Raw genomic sequence first — 14,661 nt, forward strand, 5'->3', positions numbered from 1 at the left:
GGCGTCCACAGGCCGCCGCGGGGCCCGGGCGCCCACAGCCCGGGGCGGACTGGCCCCGCCGTGTCGAGCGGTGGGAGAATGCCCGGGTGCCATCTGCTGAATCTGCCTCCCGGACCGACCTGACCTCCCAGCTGCGCCGCGCGGGCTACTACCCCGAGCTGGTCCAGGACGTCCTCGACGTCGCGATCGCCGGCGAGGAACTCGTGTCCCACCTGGTGTACGTCGAGACGACGTTCGACACCGAGGTCCGTCGCCACCTGACCGTCCTGGTCCTGACCCCGACGCGCCTCATCACGGCCCACGTCGACGACCACCCCGCGGACAGCGAGAACCCCTCGGCCTCTGCAGCGGCGACCACCGAGTCCGTGCCGATCACCGAGCTGCGCTCGGTCTCGCTCACGCACGTCGTCCTCGACCCGGAGAAGCACCGCAGCGGCACGCCCCCCATCGAGGTCACGCTCGCGATCGGCTGGGGGGCGGTCTCGCGCGTGGACCTCGAGCCCGCGCAGTGCCCCGACCCGGGCTGCGAGGCCGACCACGGCCTGACGGGCCAGATCACGCCCGACGACATCGTGGTGCGTGTGAGCGCCGAGGCCGAGGGGCGTGACGCCGTCCGCAACGCGCTCGCGTTCGCGCGCGAGCTCTCGACGGCCACGGCCCGCCGCGACGCAGGCCGGGCGAGCCGGTGACGGTCCTGCCCGAGGTCCTGCCCGACGGCCTGCTCGCCCCCCGCTACGACGGCCTCGCGCTCAGCTCGGTCCTGCCCGCGGCGGCGGGCGCGCTCGGGGTCGACCTGACGACCGCCACGGGGACCCGCTCGACCCAGGCTCGCACCGACCTCGCGCTGCCCACCGCGGACAGGGTGTGCGTCGTATTGGTCGACGGGCTCGGCCACGCCAACCTCACCGAGCGCGCGGGGCACGCCCCGTTCCTGCGCTCGCTCCTGCCGTCCTCGCGCGTGCTCACCTCGAGCTTCCCCAGCACGACCGCCGCGGCGATCGGGACCTTCGGCACGGGCACCTCGCCCGGGCGGACGGGCATGCTGGGGTACACCCAGCGCAACGCCGCCACGGGGCGCCTGGCGAACATGGTCTCGTGGGAGGGCGCCGCCCCGCCCCAGGAGCTCCAGCAGGAGCCGCCCGTCCTCGAGCAGGTCGCGGCCACGGGGCGCGAGGTCCTGTCGGTGGGCCCCGCGCGCTTCGCGGGCTCGGGCATGACCGTGGCCGCCCTGCGCGGGGCGCGCTACGTCGCGGCCGAGTCCATCGCGGACCGCGTCGACACGGTCGCCTGGGAGCTCACGGCCCCCGGGCTGGTGTACCTGTACTGGGGAGACGTCGACAAGGCGGGCCACCATCACGGCTGGCGCTCGCGGCAGTGGGGCGACGCGCTCTCGGACCTCGACCGCGAGCTCGGCCGCCTGGCCCGGGCGCTGCCCCACGGCACGCTGCTGCTCGTCACGGCCGACCACGGGATGGTCGACGTCGACCGCTCGCAGCGCTGGGACGTCGCCAGGACGCCCGCGCTCGACCGCGGGGTCGCGCTCGTGGGCGGCGAGCCGCGCGCCGTGCACGTCTACACGCACGCGGACCAGGCGTCGGCCGTGGCCGGTCGCTGGTCCGAGGTCCTCGGGGACGCGGCCCTCGTCGCGCTGCGCGAGGACGCGGTCGCAGCGGGCTGGTTCGGTCCCGTCGCAGAGCACGTGCTGCCGACGATCGGCGACGTCGTGGTCGCGATGCGGGGCAGGGCCACGGTCGTGGACTCACGGAGCCAGACGCCGGCCTCGATGCAGCTCGTGGGCGTCCACGGTTCGCTCACACGCACCGAGATGCAGGTCCCGCTGCTCGTCACGACCACCTGAGCACCACGCCTCCGCCCGGGCGTCGCGAGCACCCGGGCGCCACCTTCCGGGGACCCGTTCCCCCGCACCGAAAGGTCCACGACCGTGGCTGAGCTCGTCTTCTTCTCCGGGACGATGGACTGCGGCAAGTCCACCCTCGCCCTCCAGCTCGACCACAACCACACCGCCCGGGGTCGTTGCGGGCTGATCTTCTCGCGCAACGACCGCGCGGGGACCGACCGCCTGTCGTCGCGCCTGGGTCTCGAGGTCGCCGCGCACGAGGTCCGCGACGACACCGACTTCTGGTCCTTCGTGGTCGCCGAGCGCATGCGCGGCACCACGGTCGACTACCTGATCTGCGACGAGGCCCAGTTCTACTCGACGACCCAGGTCGAGCAGCTGGCCCGCCTGGTCGACGAGGTCGAGATCGACGTCTACGCGTTCGGCATCACGGCCGACTTCCGCACGCGGCTCTTCCCCGGCTCGGCGCGGCTCATCGAGCTCGCCGACCGCGTGGAGGTGCTCCAGGTGCAGTCGCTGTGCTGGTGCGGGGCCCGCGCGACGCACAACGCGCGCACGATCGACGGCTGGATGGTCGTCGAGGGAGCCCAGGTCGTGGTCGGCAACACGGGGGAGAGCGCGAGCGAGGTCGCGTACGAGGTCCTGTGCCGCCGGCACCACATGCGCCGCATGACGTCGGTCTCCGCGCGGTTGCGCTCGACGACCGGGGACGGGCTCGCGCTCGACCTGCCGGAGGCTGCGGGGTAGGGGCAGCACCGGGGCGGCGTCGAGCCCGGGCCCGTGGCGCGGGGAGAGCCGGTCAGTGCTCGGGCTTGGCGCCGAACACGATCTCGTCCCACGACGGGACGCTGGCCCGCGTCTTGCGCGGGCGTCGCGGCTCGCCCGTGCGCGGTGCGGGGCGTTCGCCGTGCTCACCGGTCGCGTCGGGCCCGTCGCGCTCGTCGCGCACCGTCCCGACGACGTCGCGCCCCCCGTGCGAGGCCGCGCCCGGTCGGGTGGTGCTCGTCTCGGCGCCCCCCTCCCTCGCAGGGTGCGGGTCGGTCGGGCCGTGGTCGTCGTCGGTCTCGCGCGACCCTCGATGGCCCGTGCCCGCGGGGTGACCCGTGTCCCGGTGCGACGACGTCGCGTCGTGCGATCCGCCGTCGGGCTCCGGACGCTGTTCCTTGCGGCTCACCTTGCTCAGCGAGAAGACCTTGGCCCCCGCCGGCTCCTGGTCCGCGTCCACCTCGTCCCGGCGCCCCGAGCGCTCACCGAGGTCGAACGTCTGCGGGGGCCCGAACCCCTCGAACGGCGCCGACGGCTCGTCGCGGTGCTGACGGACGCCGCGGCGCTGGCTGAGGTCGTCGAGCATCGACGAGGTCGAGTCCGTCTCTTCGCGCAGCGGGGAGGGCCCGTCGCCGGCGTCCGCAGGGTCTGCCGCGTCCGCGGGCGTCGAGGCGGACGGTGCGGAGGGCGCAGACGGTGCGGCGGACGCCTGACCGCCCCGGGCCGAGTGGTCGAACAGCGCGCCGCGGACGCCGCGGACGGGCTCCTCGGCGACGTCCGTGCCCGACAACCAGCGCGCCTCGTCCTCGAGCGCGTGCAACGCGCGGTTCTGGGGGTCGTACGACCAGCGGGCGCTGCGCGCACGGTCGCCGATGAGGAAGAGCGCGGTGACGGTCCACGGGCCCGCGTGCGAGCGCGCCGCGGACCACTCGACGTCGTCCTCGGCGACCCCGCGTGCCGTGAGACGCTCCGAGACCACCTCGCCCAACGTGGGGGAGTCCTCGTCGTGACCCGCGCGGTTCTTGAGCACCTGAGCCACGACGTACTCCTGCTCGGCGAGCACGGGGCCCTCGAAGCGGTGGACCTGCTCGATCGGGATCCCGGCCTTCTCGGCCACCTCGCGGGCGCTGAGCCCAGCGCGCAGCTGTGCCTGGATCTCACGCACGGGCAGGACGTCGGGGGACTGCGAACGCAGCTGTTCGAGCTGGGCGCGGTCGCGTCGCATGGCGCCGCGCAGCGCGTCGTCGATGGGCAGGGTGAACCGCGCACCGTCCGGTCCGGCGAGGACGAGATGCTCCCCGTCCTCGTGCACCCTCACCAGCTCTAGCTCACTCATGAATCCTCCAACGACGTCGCAGACCGGCTCGTCGCCGGTGGGCCTGCACTCCCGAGAGTGCCATCCCGGCGCGCCGGGACGGCGCAGGCGGCTCGGTGTGCCGCCCGGTGAGGTCTGCTGGGATGATTCTCCCCGTGATCGAGTTCCCCCTGGACGACGTCCTCGAGCTGGGCGCGGTGTTCTGCGCCGCGCTGTCCGGCGGGCTGGCCGCCATCCGCAAGTCGTTCGACATCTTCGGGGTCCTGGTGCTGGCCTGGGCGACCGGGCTCGGCGGCGGGATGCTGCGCGACGTGCTCATCGGCGCTCTGCCCCCCGTGGGGATCTCGAGCTGGAAGCTCGTGGTCGCGGCGCTCGCGGCCGGAGTGTTCATCTACTTCTTCCACCCACGCCTCGAACGCATGCGCCGGGGCATCGTCGTGCTCGACGCGGGAGCGCTCGCGCTCTTCGTCGTGATCGGGACGACCAAGGGCCTGGACTACGGCGTCGGCATGATGGCCGCGGTCATCGTGGGCACGCTCACGGGGATCGGGGGCGGGATCCTGCGCGACCTGCTGAGCAGCGAGGCCCCGCTCATCCTCCAGGACCGCCAGCTCTACGCGGTCCCCGCGATCGTCGGTGCCTCGATCACGGCCGTGCTGTGGCACGAGGGCTGGCTCACGCTGTGGAGCCAGCTCGCGACGATCGCCCTGGTGTTCGGCTTCCGGCTCGTCTCGCTCCGGCTGGGGTGGACCGTCCCGGGGCCGTGGTCCGGTCGTCGCGGGGGTGCGGGGTCGGGCAGGATGTGAGCCGTGACCTCCTTCATCGATGACCCCCGCCTGCCCGACGACGTCACGATCGCCGCACTGCGCGCGCTCGCCGAGAGCATGGCCAGGGAGGCGGGAGCGCTCGTGCGCGACGGCCGGCCCGAGCACGTGGAGGTGGCCTCGACCAAGTCGAGCGCGGTCGACGTCGTGACGGCCATGGACGCCGAGTCGGAGGCCCTGCTGCGCCGGATCATCGCGCGCGAGCGACCCGACGACGCGATCCTCGGAGAGGAGGAGGGGGCCTCCGAGGGGACGTCCGGTCTCACCTGGGTCATCGACCCGATCGACGGCACCGTCAACTACCTCTACTCGGTGGCCTCGTACGCGATCTCGGTCGCGGTCGTCGCGGGCCCCGCGGACCCCGCGCAGTGGACCGTGCTCGCAGGCGCCGTGCACTCGATCGTCGACGGCCGTACCTGGACCGCGGGGCTCGGCGCGGGCGCGACGCTCGACGGCGAGCCCGTGCACGTCAACCCCGCGGGCCCGCTCGCGACCTCGCTGGTCGGCACCGGGTTCGGGTACGACGCCGAGCGGCGCCGTCATCAGGCCGAGGTCCTGACGACGGTCCTGCCGCAGGTCCGTGACATCCGCCGGCTGGGGTCCGCGGCGATCGACCTGTGCCTGGTCGCGACCGGGAGCCTCGACCTGTACTACGAGCGCGGCCTCAACCCGTGGGACCTCGCAGCAGGGGCGCTCGTGGCCCAAGAGGCCGGGGCGCTCGTGACCGGCCTGCGGGGGCGCCCGGCAGGGACGGACATGACGGTCGCGGGACCGCCCGCCGCGGTCGAGGCGCTGGTCGCGATCCTCGAGTCGGCAGGAGCCGATTCGGGGGCCTGATCCCCGGGCCTCCACGGGGGTGACGAGGAACACCCCACCCTGAGGGTGCGCTCGCGCGGTATTTGGTGCAGAATCCGGGGGCCACCGGGAACAATTCCGGGTGGCGGAGCATTACACCGCGTACACCAGTCAGGACGTCTCGCGAAGCGTCCTACGGAGTGCCAGTTCGACGGCCTTCGCCGGACCGAACGACCCCCATGTTCGACCACGACGTTCCGGAGTGTGACCCCACAGATGGCAACTGACTACGACGCCCCCCGCAAGAGCGAAGAGGATCTCAGCGAGGACTCGATCCAAGAGCTGCAGGCTCGTCGCTCCGACAAGAGCTCGGGCGTTGTGGACGAGGACGAGACCGAAGCGGCCGAAGGGTTCGAGCTCCCGGGCGCGGACCTGTCCGGCGAAGAGTTCTCGGTTCGTGTGCTTCCTCGACAGGCTGACGAGTTCACCTGCTCGAGCTGCTTCCTCGTGCACCACCGCAGCCAGCTCGCGTACGAGAAGAACGGGCAGCAGATCTGCTCGGAGTGCGCGGCCTGAGCGCCGAACCCTCACACGACGAACGGCCGCCACCCCTCGGGGTGGCGGCCGTTCGCGTGTCCTGGGCGGCCCGGTCTCGGGTGGTCCGGCCCGGCGGTGGTCCGGCCCGGCGTCGGCGGCTCAGGCCGAGGCGGACCTGGCCGTGGACGTGATCGCGGCGGCGAGCGCGGGGGCGTCGCGCGTGGAGACGAGCCAGTACGGCGTCGGGTCGGCCGGGTCGTCGACCTCGACCCGGACCCCGGTGCGCGCCCAGGCCCGCAGGCAGACGTACGCGCGCGCGTCGAGTCCCGGGCCGAGCTCGTGCGTCATCGCCTCGCGGTCCAGGACCGTGACGTCGCGCAGCAGCGAGGTGGGGATGACGGCCCGTCCGGCGCGCAGGTGGGGCGTGCCGTCGGTGCCCGGCCCCACCGAGACCACGGGTGAGGTCCACCAGAGCAGGACCACCAGGACCACCAGGGCGATGCCGGCGGTGACGTAGGACAGGACCTCGTCCACGGGCCACAGGGCGATGCCCAGGATGACGGCGAAGGCGAGGGCGGCGGACCAGCCGCCGGGTCCGGGCAGGAGGCGTTCGCGGTAGGCGGCGTCAGGCTGAGGCATGGGTCCATCATCCCAGGTCCGTGAGGTGCCCCGTGGTGATGTTCGCCGCCCCGCCCGTCGAGCACTAGGCTCTGCGGGTGCCCATCGAAGAACCAGCGCCCTCGCGCGTGCCCGTTCCCTCGTCCGCCCGTCCGGGCGACGTCGAGGTGCTCGTCCAGCTGCTCGACGACGTCGCGACGGTCCCGTCGTACGCCCACCCGGGTGACGCGGGGGCGGACCTCGTGACGACCGTCGACGTGGAGATCGCACCGCAGGGCCGGGCGACCGTGCCCACGGGGCTCGCGATCGCGCTCCCGGACGGGTACGCGGCGTTCGTGCACCCGCGGTCGGGCCTCGCGGCCCGGCACGGCCTGACGATCGTCAACGCGCCCGGGACGGTCGACGCGGGGTACCGCGGCGAGATCAAGGTGATCCTGCACAACACCGACCCGTCCGCGCCGGTCGTCCTGCACCGCGGGGACCGCATCGCGCAGCTCGTGATCCAGAAGGTCGAGCATGCACGCTTCCTCCAGGCGGAGAGGCTGCCGGGCTCGCACCGGGGCGAGGGCGGATTCGGGTCGAGCGGCGGGTGGGCCGCCGGGCGGTGAGCCCGGAGCGGCGTCGTGTTCGCTCGTGGCCGAGGAGGGTCACGGGAGCGGCGCGGCGGTCTAGTGTGGTGGGGACGGGGATCGGTGCACGCCGTCCCGTACGAGTCGCGGTCGATGGTCGACGCGGCGAAGAGCTGAAGGAGAGCTTCCGTGGGTTTGTTCCGGCGTAGTGCGTCGCAGCAGTCGAGCGACGAGGCGGTCGTCGCCGAGGGCTCCGGGTCCGTGGAGGCTCCGGCGGGTGCGGACGAAAGCTCGGCCCCCGTGGCCCCGGCCGCGGGCACCCGTGGCCCGTTCGACTCCTCGCAGGTCAGCGAGCTCGGTGCCCGTGCGGACCTCGGGGCCATCTGGCTCCCGGGCGTCCCGGGCATGGAGCTGCGCATGGAGGTCGACAAGAAGACCCAGAAGATCACGGGGGCGGCCGCTGCGGTCAACGGCTCGGCGCTCCAGGTCCAGGCGTTCGCCGCCCCCAAGACCATGGGCATCTGGGACGAGATCCGCGAGGAGATCGCCGAGTCGGTGACCCAGCAGGGCGGGACGGTCGACGACATCCCCGGCCCGTTCGGTCGCGAGCTGCTCGCGAAGCTCCCGGTCACGGGTCCGGACGGTCAGCGCGGCTTCCGCGCGGCCCGGTTCGTGGGCGTCGACGGCCCCCGCTGGTTCCTGCGCGGGGTCCTGACGGGCAAGGCTGCCGTGGACCCGGAGGCGGCGCGCCTGCTCGAGTCGGTCTTCGCCAACATCGTCGTGGTCCGCGACAGCAACGCCCGTCCGCCGCGCGACCTGCTGGCCATGCACCTGCCCGGTCAGGCGCCGCGTCCTGCGGTCGCGACCCCGGAGGGGGCGGCCCCGTCGCTCCCGGCCTTCGACCCGCTGACCCGCGGGCCGGAGATCACCGAGAGGCGCTGACCCGAGATGTCGCTACGTCAGGCGCTGCACTCCGTGCTGGCCTCCCAGGAGGAGATCGCCGCGGACGAGGAACGTCACGAGGCTTCTCAGCAGACGGGGTGCTCGGCGGTCGCGGACCTCGCGAACCGCAAGCGCGCCCACGTCTCGGGGGTCCTTCGGTCCGTGATCCTGCGCCCTCGCGAGGGCGTGCCGACGGTCGAGGCCGAGCTGTACGACGGCTCGGGCTCGCTCGACCTGGTCTGGCTCGGGCGTCGGCGCATCGCCGGCATCGAGCCGGGGCGACGCGTCCGTGTCGAGGGCCTGGTCTGCGAGATCGCCGGCCGGCGCACCATGTTCAACCCCCGCTACGAGCTGCGCCCTCGCGCCGGCGAGTGAGCCCGTGTCCCACCCCGCAGGCGAGAGAGACGACATGACGCACGAGCACCCTGCCGCCCCCGAGCCGCTCGCCCGGGAGGTGGAGGAGGTCGCGGACGCGATCGACGACGTCGTCCCCCCGGACGAGGGCGCCGCGCGGGGCGTGCGCGCACTGACGGGTGAGTCGTTCTCGCTCGCCGACTCGATCGGCGGGGTGCGTGGGCTCGTGGAGTCCATGGCCCCGGGGCTCGTGTTCGTGGTCGTGTTCATCGCGACGGGCAACACGCTCCAGCCGGCGCTGATCGCGTCGGTCGCGGTGGCGCTCGTGGCAGTGGCGGCGCGGCTGGTGCAGCGCACACCCATCACGCAGGCCTTCGGAGGCTTCCTGGGGGTCGCGATCGGCGTGCTGTGGGCGTGGAAGTCGGGCGAGGCGCAGAACTACTACGCCGCGGGCCTGCTGACGAACGCGGCGTACCTGGTCGCCATGGCGGTCTCGGTGCTGGTGCGCTGGCCCGTGGTCGGGCTGGTCGTCGAGGCGCTGCGCAGCGGGTGGACGGACGGGGACAAGGTCAAGGCCGCGGTCGCGGCGAACGAGGAGCCCGACGCCGGAGCCGCCTCGGCAGCGTCGGTCACCCCGGGCGAGACACCCGTCCCGCGCGGGGAGGACGGCGAGCCCGCCCCGGGTGCCTTCACGGTGTGGGCCCGTCGCTGGCGCGGGGACCCCGCGCTCATGCGGCGCTACGCGCTCGCGACGTGGCTGTGGGTCGGCATGTTCGCGCTGCGGCTGGCCGTGCAGGTCCCGCTGTTCATGGCCGGCGAGGACGCGGTCGCGTGGCTCGGCACGGCTCGCCTCGTCATGGGCATCCCGTTGTGGGCGCTCACGCTCTGGGTGACCTGGCTGCTGGTCCGGCGCCCGCGGGTCGCGGACGAGGAGCCCGCTGCCCCTGCGTCCGCCTGAGCCGAGCCGCTGCTGCGACCCGTGAACTGATCCGCGCGCCTTGCACGAGGATTTGACGCGATGACGCGATGACGCGATGACGCGATGACGCGATGACGCGACCCGCGCCCGAACGGTCCGGGCGCGGGCCGTTCACCCGTCGTCAGACGGGCAGGCCGGTGGTCTCGTCGATCACCCCGGTGCCGCCGTCGTCGTCGGTCGGGTCGACCAGCACCCGGAGGAGCGCGGCCTCGTCGACGTCGCGACCCGTCACGATGAGCAGCTCGTCGCCCACCTCGAGGGTGTCGTCGATGCTGGGCGTGATGGGCTGGGTCCCGCGCACGATCGCCGCGAGCACGGTGTCCTGGGGCCACGCGACCTGACCGACCCTGGTGCCGATGAGCGGGGAGTCCGGGGGGAGCGTGAGCTCGAGGATGTCCGCCCCCGACTGGTGGAACGTGAAGATCCGCACCAGGTCGCCGACCGCGACGGCCTCCTCGACCATCGACGTCATGATGCGCGGGGTCGACACCGCGACGTCCACGCCCCACGACTCGTCGAACATCCACTCGTTCTTGGGGTTGTTGACGCGGGCGACCGTGCGCGGCACGCCGAACTCGGTCTTGGCGAGCAGTGAGACGACGAGGTTGACCTTGTCGTCGCCGGTCGCGGCGACGATCACGTCGCACTCGTCGACCTTGGCCTCCGACAGGGTCGAGAGCTCGCACGCGTCCGCGAGGAGCCAGTCCGCGTCGGCCACCTGCGCGACCCGCATCGCCGCGGGCTGCTTGTCGATGATGGTGACCTCGTGGTCATGGCTGAGCAGCTCGCGGGCGATCGAGCGCCCGACCGAACCTGCTCCGACGACGACGACGCGCATCAGTTCTCCTTGAGTGAGGGGGCGTGCGTGAGGACGCGCTCGACCGTGGGGGCGTCGGTGCTTCGCATGAGCACGTGCAGCACGTCGTTCTCCTGCAGGACGGTGCTGGGGGTCGCCAGGACCCCCTCGCCGAACCGGCCGAGGAACGCGACACGGGCGCCGGTCGCCGACTCGATGGTCCCGACCGCGTGGCCGACCCAGCCCGGGTGGAAGTCGGTCTGCGCGAGGCGGACCTGGCCCGAGGGGTCGCGGTACTCGTCGGTCGCGCCGAGCGGGAGCATTCGACGCAGGACCTGGTCCGAGGTCCAGCGGACGGTCGCGACCGTCGGGATCCCCAGCCGCTGGTAGATCTCGGCGCGGTGAGGGTCGTAGATGCGGGCCACGACGTTGTCGACGCCGTACGTCTCGCGCACCACGCGCGCGGCGAGGATGTTCGAGTTGTCGCCGTCGGAGACCGCGGCGAACGCGTAGGCGTCCTCGATGCCCGCCTGGACGAGCGTGTCGCGGTCGAACCCGAGGCCCGTGACCTTCTTGCCGGAGAACTCCGCGGACAGCCGTCGGAAGGCGTCGGGGTTCTGGTCGACCACGGCCACCGAGTGGCCGCGGTTCTCGAGAGACTGGGCGAGGGTGGCGCCGACACGGCCACATCCCATGATCACGAAGTGCACGAGCGAAACGCTACCGTGACGGCGTCGCGTCCACGTACAGGAGCGAGCGGCAAGATCCGTGGGGCCGTGGACGCGTCAAGGGCCCTCCGAGGGCCTAGCATGGACCAACGTGTCGGATATCGCTGATGCCGCCAAACGATTGCTGCTCGGACGTCCCGTCCGCAGCGACGACCTGGGGCACACCCTGCTACCGAAGCGCATCGCGCTCCCGGTCTTCGCCTCGGACGCGCTCTCGTCCGTCGCGTACGCCCCGGACGAGATCCTGCTGACCCTCTCGATCGCCGGCCTGGCTGCCACGACCATCTCCCCGTGGGTCGGGCTGGCCGTCGTCGTCGTCCTGCTGACCGTGGTGGCGTCCTACCGCCAGAACGTGCACGCCTACCCCTCGGGGGGCGGGGACTACGAGGTCGCCACGGTCAACCTGGGACCGACCGCGGGCGTCGGTGTCGCGTCGGCGCTCATGGTCGACTACATCCTGACGGTGGCGGTCTCGATCTCCTCGGGGACCCAGTACGCCGCGGCCGCGCTGCCGTTCCTGCGCGGCCACGAGGCTGCGTTCGCGATCACCCTGGTCGTGCTGCTGACCCTGATCAACCTGCGTGGGGTCAAGGAGTCGGGCTCGTTCTTCGCGATCCCTGTGTACCTGTTCATGTTCGCGATCGGGATGACCGCGGTGGTCGGCTTCGTCCGGTCGGCCATGGGTACCCTGCCCATGGCCGAGAGCTCGACCTACGAGCTCGTCGCCGAGAGCCACTTCGACCAAGGGCTGACCGGCCTCGCGGGGGCGTTCCTCGTGGCGCGCGCCTTCGCCTCCGGCTGCGCAGCGCTCACGGGCGTCGAGGCGATCAGCAACGGGGTGCCGGCGTTCAAGAAGCCCAAGTCGCGCAACGCCGCCACGACGCTCGCGCTGCTCGGCACGATCTCCGCCTTCATGATCATGGCGATCCTCTTCCTCGCGCAGAAGACCGGTGTCCACTTCGCCGAGAACCCCTCCGAGCAGCTCACGATCAACGGCCAGCCCGTGCCCGACGACTTCGTGCAGGACCCGGTCATCGGCCAGCTCGCGCAGGTCGTGTTCCAAGGCTTCCCGATCGCGTTCTACGCCGTGGCAGCGGTCACCGGGCTCATCCTCGTCTTCGCCGCCAACACCGCGTTCAACGGCTTCCCGGTCCTGGCCTCGATCCTCGCCAAGGACGGCTACCTCCCGCGCCAGCTCCACACGCGGGGCGACCGTCTCGCGTTCTCGAACGGCATCGTGACGCTCGCGGTCGCGGCGATCGCCCTCATCTGGGCGTTCGACGCCCAGGTCACGCGACTGATCCAGCTCTACATCGTGGGCGTGTTCGTGTCCTTCACGCTGTCCCAGCTCGGGATGATCAAGCACTGGACCCGCGAGCTGCGCACCACCCCGGACCCGCGCTTCCGCACCAAGATGAAGCGCTCGCGGGTCGTCAACGCGATCGGCTTCGGGATGACCGGGACCGTCCTGGTCATCGTCCTGCTCACCAAGTTCACGCACGGGGCCTGGATCGCGATCCTCGCGATGGCGGTCGTGTTCGTGCTCATGCGGGCGATCCGCAAGCACTACGACTCGGTGCGCGACGAGCTCACCCTGGGCGAGGACCCTGCGGCGGCACGCGCTCTGCCGAGCCGGGTCCACGCGCTCGTCCTGGTCTCCAAGCTGCACAAGCCCACCATGCGTGCCCTGGCCTACGCGCGGGCCTCGCGACCCTCGGTGCTCGAGGCCGTGACGGTGGGTGTCGACGCGGACGAGGTCGCCGAGTTCACCGCGGAGTGGGAGGCGCTCGACATCCCGGTCCCGCTGCGCGTCCTGGACTCGCCGTTCCGTGAGATCACCCGACCGATCCTGTCCTACGTGCGCTCGATCCACCGCGAGAGCCCGCGCGACCTGGTCGTGGTCTACATCCCCGAGTACGTCGTGGGGCACTGGTGGGAGCACCTGCTGCACAACCAGAGCGCGCTGCGCCTCAAGGGGCGGCTCCTGTTCACCCCGGGCGTGGTCGTGGCCTCGGTGCCGTGGCAGCTGTCCTCGACCAAGGGACAGACCGGCCTCGAGAAGGAGAGCTTCGCGGCGCAGAAGCGGATCAACCGCCGCTACTGAGCCGGACGTGTGCGGTCCCACGCAGCGCCCGGGACCGGATCGGGGACGAAGTCCGTCCGCGTCCGGGATACTAGGGGAGTGTCTGAAACCCTGAACTCCACTCCCACCGCCCCTGAGTCTCAACCTCTGGTCGAGCTCGAGGTCGGGCCGGTCGCGCACGGTGGCCACTGCGTCGCGAGGCTCGACGGGCGCGTCGTCTTCGTCCGGCACGCGCTGCCGGGGGAGCGGGTGCTCGCGCGACTCACCGAGGACGGCGACTCCGCGAAGTTCTGGCGCGCCGACGCGATCGAGATCCTCGAGCCCTCGCCGGACCGCGTTCCCGCGGCCTGGCCCGCGGCCGGTGCCGGGGGTGCAGGGGGCGGCGAGCTCTCGCACGTCTCCCTGCCGGCCCAGCGTCGCTGGAAGGCCGCGGTCCTCCAGGAGCAGCTCAAGCGCCTGGCCGGGCTTGACCTTCAGGTAGAGGTTGAGGGTGCGCCGGGTGACGACGAGCGCGGGGGCCTCGGCTACCGCACGCGGATCGACCTGGTCGCGGACGACGAGGGTCGCGCGGGCATGCGTGTCTTCCGCTCGCACGCCGTCGTCCCGCTCGACGAGATGCCGCTCGCGACCCCGGAGGTCGCGGCGCTCGCCGAGGCCGAAGAGGTCTTCACGCGCCGCTGGCGTCCGAGCACCCGGCTCGAGCTCGTCGCCCCGGCCGGGGGCAGCGACCCGATCCTGCTCGTCGACGGGGTCGTCTGGCACTCGGGTCACATCGACCGCCGCCCCCACGCGCGCCGCGCAGTGACCGAGTCCGTCACGGTCGCCGGCACCGAGCACACCTTCCGCGTCGCGGCCGACGGGTTCTGGCAGGTCCACCGTGAGGCGCCCGCGCTGCTCGCCGAGGCCGTGCTGGCTGCCGCGGGACCGCTCGAGGAGGCGACCGTCGTCGACCTGTACTCGGGGGCTGGACTCTTCACGCTCCCGCTCGCCGACGCCGTCGGCGAGACGGGACGCGTCGTCGCGATCGAGGGTGACGAGCGGGCCGTCAAGGACGCGCGTCGCAACGCGTTCGAGAAGCCCCAGGTCGAGCTGCACCACGGCCCGGTCGAGAAGGTCCTCGCGGCCAAGGACCACGCGGCGCCCACGGCCGACGTCGTGGTGCTCGACCCGCCGCGGACCGGGGCGGGCCGCAAGGTCGTCGACGCGGTCGCCGCGCTGAAGGCCCCGCGCGTCGTGTACGTCGCGTGCGACCCTGCCGCGCTCGCACGCGACATCGCCTACTTCGCGAAGCACGGCTACACGGTTGAGTCCGTCAGGGGATACGACCTGTTCCCCCACACCCACCACGTCGAGGCGATCGCGGTCCTGACGCGCTGACCGTCCCGGGCGGACCGCACAGGGGCCGTACAGGCGCGCCCCAGGTCCGCCCGGAAGACTGTCGTCAGCGGTGGTTCACCTGTCGCCCGGACCGGATCCGGGCGACGATGGACTGATGTGC

The 14,661-nt window shown here is 72.6% G+C and carries 16 protein-coding genes; 12 read left to right on the forward strand and 4 right to left on the reverse strand.

What is annotated here, in order from left to right; all coding sequences use genetic code 11:
* Positions 1–86 precede the first annotated feature (86 nt).
* The 3 genes from ACFWGN_RS07700 to ACFWGN_RS07710 all read left to right on the forward strand — a co-directional run bounded on the left by ACFWGN_RS07700 (position 87) and on the right by ACFWGN_RS07710 (position 2,605).
* Positions 87–689, forward strand: a complete 603-nt coding sequence (locus tag ACFWGN_RS07700) for a DUF5998 family protein (RefSeq protein ID WP_056650182.1) — start codon at positions 87–89, stop codon at positions 687–689.
* Positions 686–1,858, forward strand: a complete 1,173-nt coding sequence (locus tag ACFWGN_RS07705; protein WP_377616383.1) for an alkaline phosphatase family protein — start codon at positions 686–688, stop codon at positions 1,856–1,858. Before ACFWGN_RS07700 ends, ACFWGN_RS07705 begins: the two co-directional genes overlap by 4 nt.
* Positions 1,859–1,942: 84 nt before the next feature.
* Positions 1,943–2,605 (forward strand): thymidine kinase, encoded by a 663-nt coding sequence (locus ACFWGN_RS07710; protein WP_377616384.1) that lies wholly within the window; start codon positions 1,943–1,945, stop codon positions 2,603–2,605.
* Between the two features lie 52 nt (positions 2,606–2,657).
* On the opposite strand, the gene sepH is transcribed toward ACFWGN_RS07710, so the two are convergent.
* A complete protein-coding gene (gene sepH / locus ACFWGN_RS07715; RefSeq protein ID WP_377616386.1) occupies positions 2,658–3,959 on the reverse strand; it encodes a septation protein SepH in 1,302 nt (433 codons plus the stop codon).
* 134 nt (positions 3,960–4,093) lie between these two features.
* Between sepH and ACFWGN_RS07720 the strand changes: the two genes are divergently transcribed.
* From ACFWGN_RS07720 to ACFWGN_RS07730, 3 genes are all read left to right on the forward strand, one after another.
* On the forward strand, positions 4,094–4,744 hold the full coding sequence (locus ACFWGN_RS07720) for a trimeric intracellular cation channel family protein (protein ID WP_377616387.1): 651 nt from the start codon (positions 4,094–4,096) through the stop codon (positions 4,742–4,744).
* Between the two features lie 3 nt (positions 4,745–4,747).
* Positions 4,748–5,599: an inositol monophosphatase family protein gene (locus tag ACFWGN_RS07725; protein ID WP_377616388.1), complete on the forward strand. Its 852-nt coding sequence runs from the start codon at positions 4,748–4,750 to the stop codon at positions 5,597–5,599.
* Between the two features lie 234 nt (positions 5,600–5,833).
* Positions 5,834–6,133, forward strand: coding sequence for a DUF4193 domain-containing protein (locus ACFWGN_RS07730; RefSeq protein WP_056650168.1), 300 nt, complete (start codon positions 5,834–5,836; stop codon positions 6,131–6,133).
* 120 nt (positions 6,134–6,253) lie between these two features.
* On the opposite strand, the gene ACFWGN_RS07735 is transcribed toward ACFWGN_RS07730, so the two are convergent.
* Positions 6,254–6,733, reverse strand: coding sequence for a DUF3093 domain-containing protein (locus ACFWGN_RS07735; protein ID WP_377616389.1), 480 nt, complete (start codon positions 6,731–6,733; stop codon positions 6,254–6,256).
* Between the two features lie 83 nt (positions 6,734–6,816).
* On the opposite strand from ACFWGN_RS07735, the gene dut reads away from it, so the two are divergent.
* The 4 genes from dut to ACFWGN_RS07755 all read left to right on the forward strand — a co-directional run bounded on the left by dut (position 6,817) and on the right by ACFWGN_RS07755 (position 9,535).
* Positions 6,817–7,320, forward strand: a complete 504-nt coding sequence (dut, locus tag ACFWGN_RS07740) for a dUTP diphosphatase (RefSeq protein WP_377616529.1) — start codon at positions 6,817–6,819, stop codon at positions 7,318–7,320.
* Positions 7,321–7,470: 150 nt separating this feature from the next.
* Positions 7,471–8,223 carry a DUF3710 domain-containing protein gene (locus ACFWGN_RS07745; protein WP_377616390.1) on the forward strand — a complete coding sequence of 251 codons (753 nt, stop codon included), beginning with the start codon at positions 7,471–7,473 and terminating at the stop codon, positions 8,221–8,223.
* A gap of 6 nt (positions 8,224–8,229) precedes the next feature.
* Positions 8,230–8,598 (forward strand): OB-fold nucleic acid binding domain-containing protein, encoded by a 369-nt coding sequence (locus tag ACFWGN_RS07750; RefSeq protein ID WP_191805022.1) that lies wholly within the window; start codon positions 8,230–8,232, stop codon positions 8,596–8,598.
* Positions 8,599–8,632: 34 nt separating this feature from the next.
* Positions 8,633–9,535 (forward strand): DUF3159 domain-containing protein, encoded by a 903-nt coding sequence (locus ACFWGN_RS07755; RefSeq protein WP_377616391.1) that lies wholly within the window; start codon positions 8,633–8,635, stop codon positions 9,533–9,535.
* 142 nt (positions 9,536–9,677) lie between these two features.
* Here the strand turns inward: ACFWGN_RS07755 and ACFWGN_RS07760 are convergent, their stop codons facing one another.
* Positions 9,678–10,394: a TrkA family potassium uptake protein gene (locus ACFWGN_RS07760; RefSeq protein WP_191805018.1), complete on the reverse strand. Its 717-nt coding sequence runs from the start codon at positions 10,392–10,394 to the stop codon at positions 9,678–9,680.
* Positions 10,394–11,047 carry a TrkA family potassium uptake protein gene (locus tag ACFWGN_RS07765; RefSeq protein WP_191805089.1) on the reverse strand — a complete coding sequence of 218 codons (654 nt, stop codon included), beginning with the start codon at positions 11,045–11,047 and terminating at the stop codon, positions 10,394–10,396. Before ACFWGN_RS07765 ends, ACFWGN_RS07760 begins: the two co-directional genes overlap by 1 nt.
* Before the next feature lie 124 nt (positions 11,048–11,171).
* On the opposite strand from ACFWGN_RS07765, the gene ACFWGN_RS07770 reads away from it, so the two are divergent.
* On the forward strand, positions 11,172–13,184 hold the full coding sequence (locus ACFWGN_RS07770; RefSeq protein WP_191805015.1) for an APC family permease: 2,013 nt from the start codon (positions 11,172–11,174) through the stop codon (positions 13,182–13,184).
* Between the two features lie 78 nt (positions 13,185–13,262).
* On the forward strand, positions 13,263–14,540 hold the full coding sequence (locus ACFWGN_RS07775) for a class I SAM-dependent RNA methyltransferase (protein WP_191805012.1): 1,278 nt from the start codon (positions 13,263–13,265) through the stop codon (positions 14,538–14,540).
* The last annotated feature ends 121 nt before the right edge of the window (positions 14,541–14,661 follow it).

The sequence above is a fragment of the Oerskovia sp. NPDC060338 genome (assembly GCF_042726295.1).
In the GTDB taxonomy this organism is placed as follows: Bacteria; Actinomycetota; Actinomycetes; order Actinomycetales; family Cellulomonadaceae; genus Oerskovia; species Oerskovia merdavium.

What these genes read in the sequence shown, in the direction of transcription:
- sepH (WP_377616386.1), bottom strand. Translation starts at nt 3,959, where the DNA reads ATGAGTGAGCTAGAGCTGGTGAGGGTGCACGAGGACGGGGAGCATCTC.
- ACFWGN_RS07730 (WP_056650168.1), top strand. Translation starts at nt 5,834, where the DNA reads ATGGCAACTGACTACGACGCCCCCCGCAAGAGCGAAGAGGATCTCAGC.
- ACFWGN_RS07735 (WP_377616389.1), bottom strand. Translation starts at nt 6,733, where the DNA reads ATGCCTCAGCCTGACGCCGCCTACCGCGAACGCCTCCTGCCCGGACCC.
- ACFWGN_RS07750 (WP_191805022.1), top strand. Translation starts at nt 8,230, where the DNA reads ATGTCGCTACGTCAGGCGCTGCACTCCGTGCTGGCCTCCCAGGAGGAG.
- ACFWGN_RS07755 (WP_377616391.1), top strand. Translation starts at nt 8,633, where the DNA reads ATGACGCACGAGCACCCTGCCGCCCCCGAGCCGCTCGCCCGGGAGGTG.
- ACFWGN_RS07760 (WP_191805018.1), bottom strand. Translation starts at nt 10,394, where the DNA reads ATGCGCGTCGTCGTCGTCGGAGCAGGTTCGGTCGGGCGCTCGATCGCC.
- ACFWGN_RS07765 (WP_191805089.1), bottom strand. Translation starts at nt 11,047, where the DNA reads ATGGGATGTGGCCGTGTCGGCGCCACCCTCGCCCAGTCTCTCGAGAAC.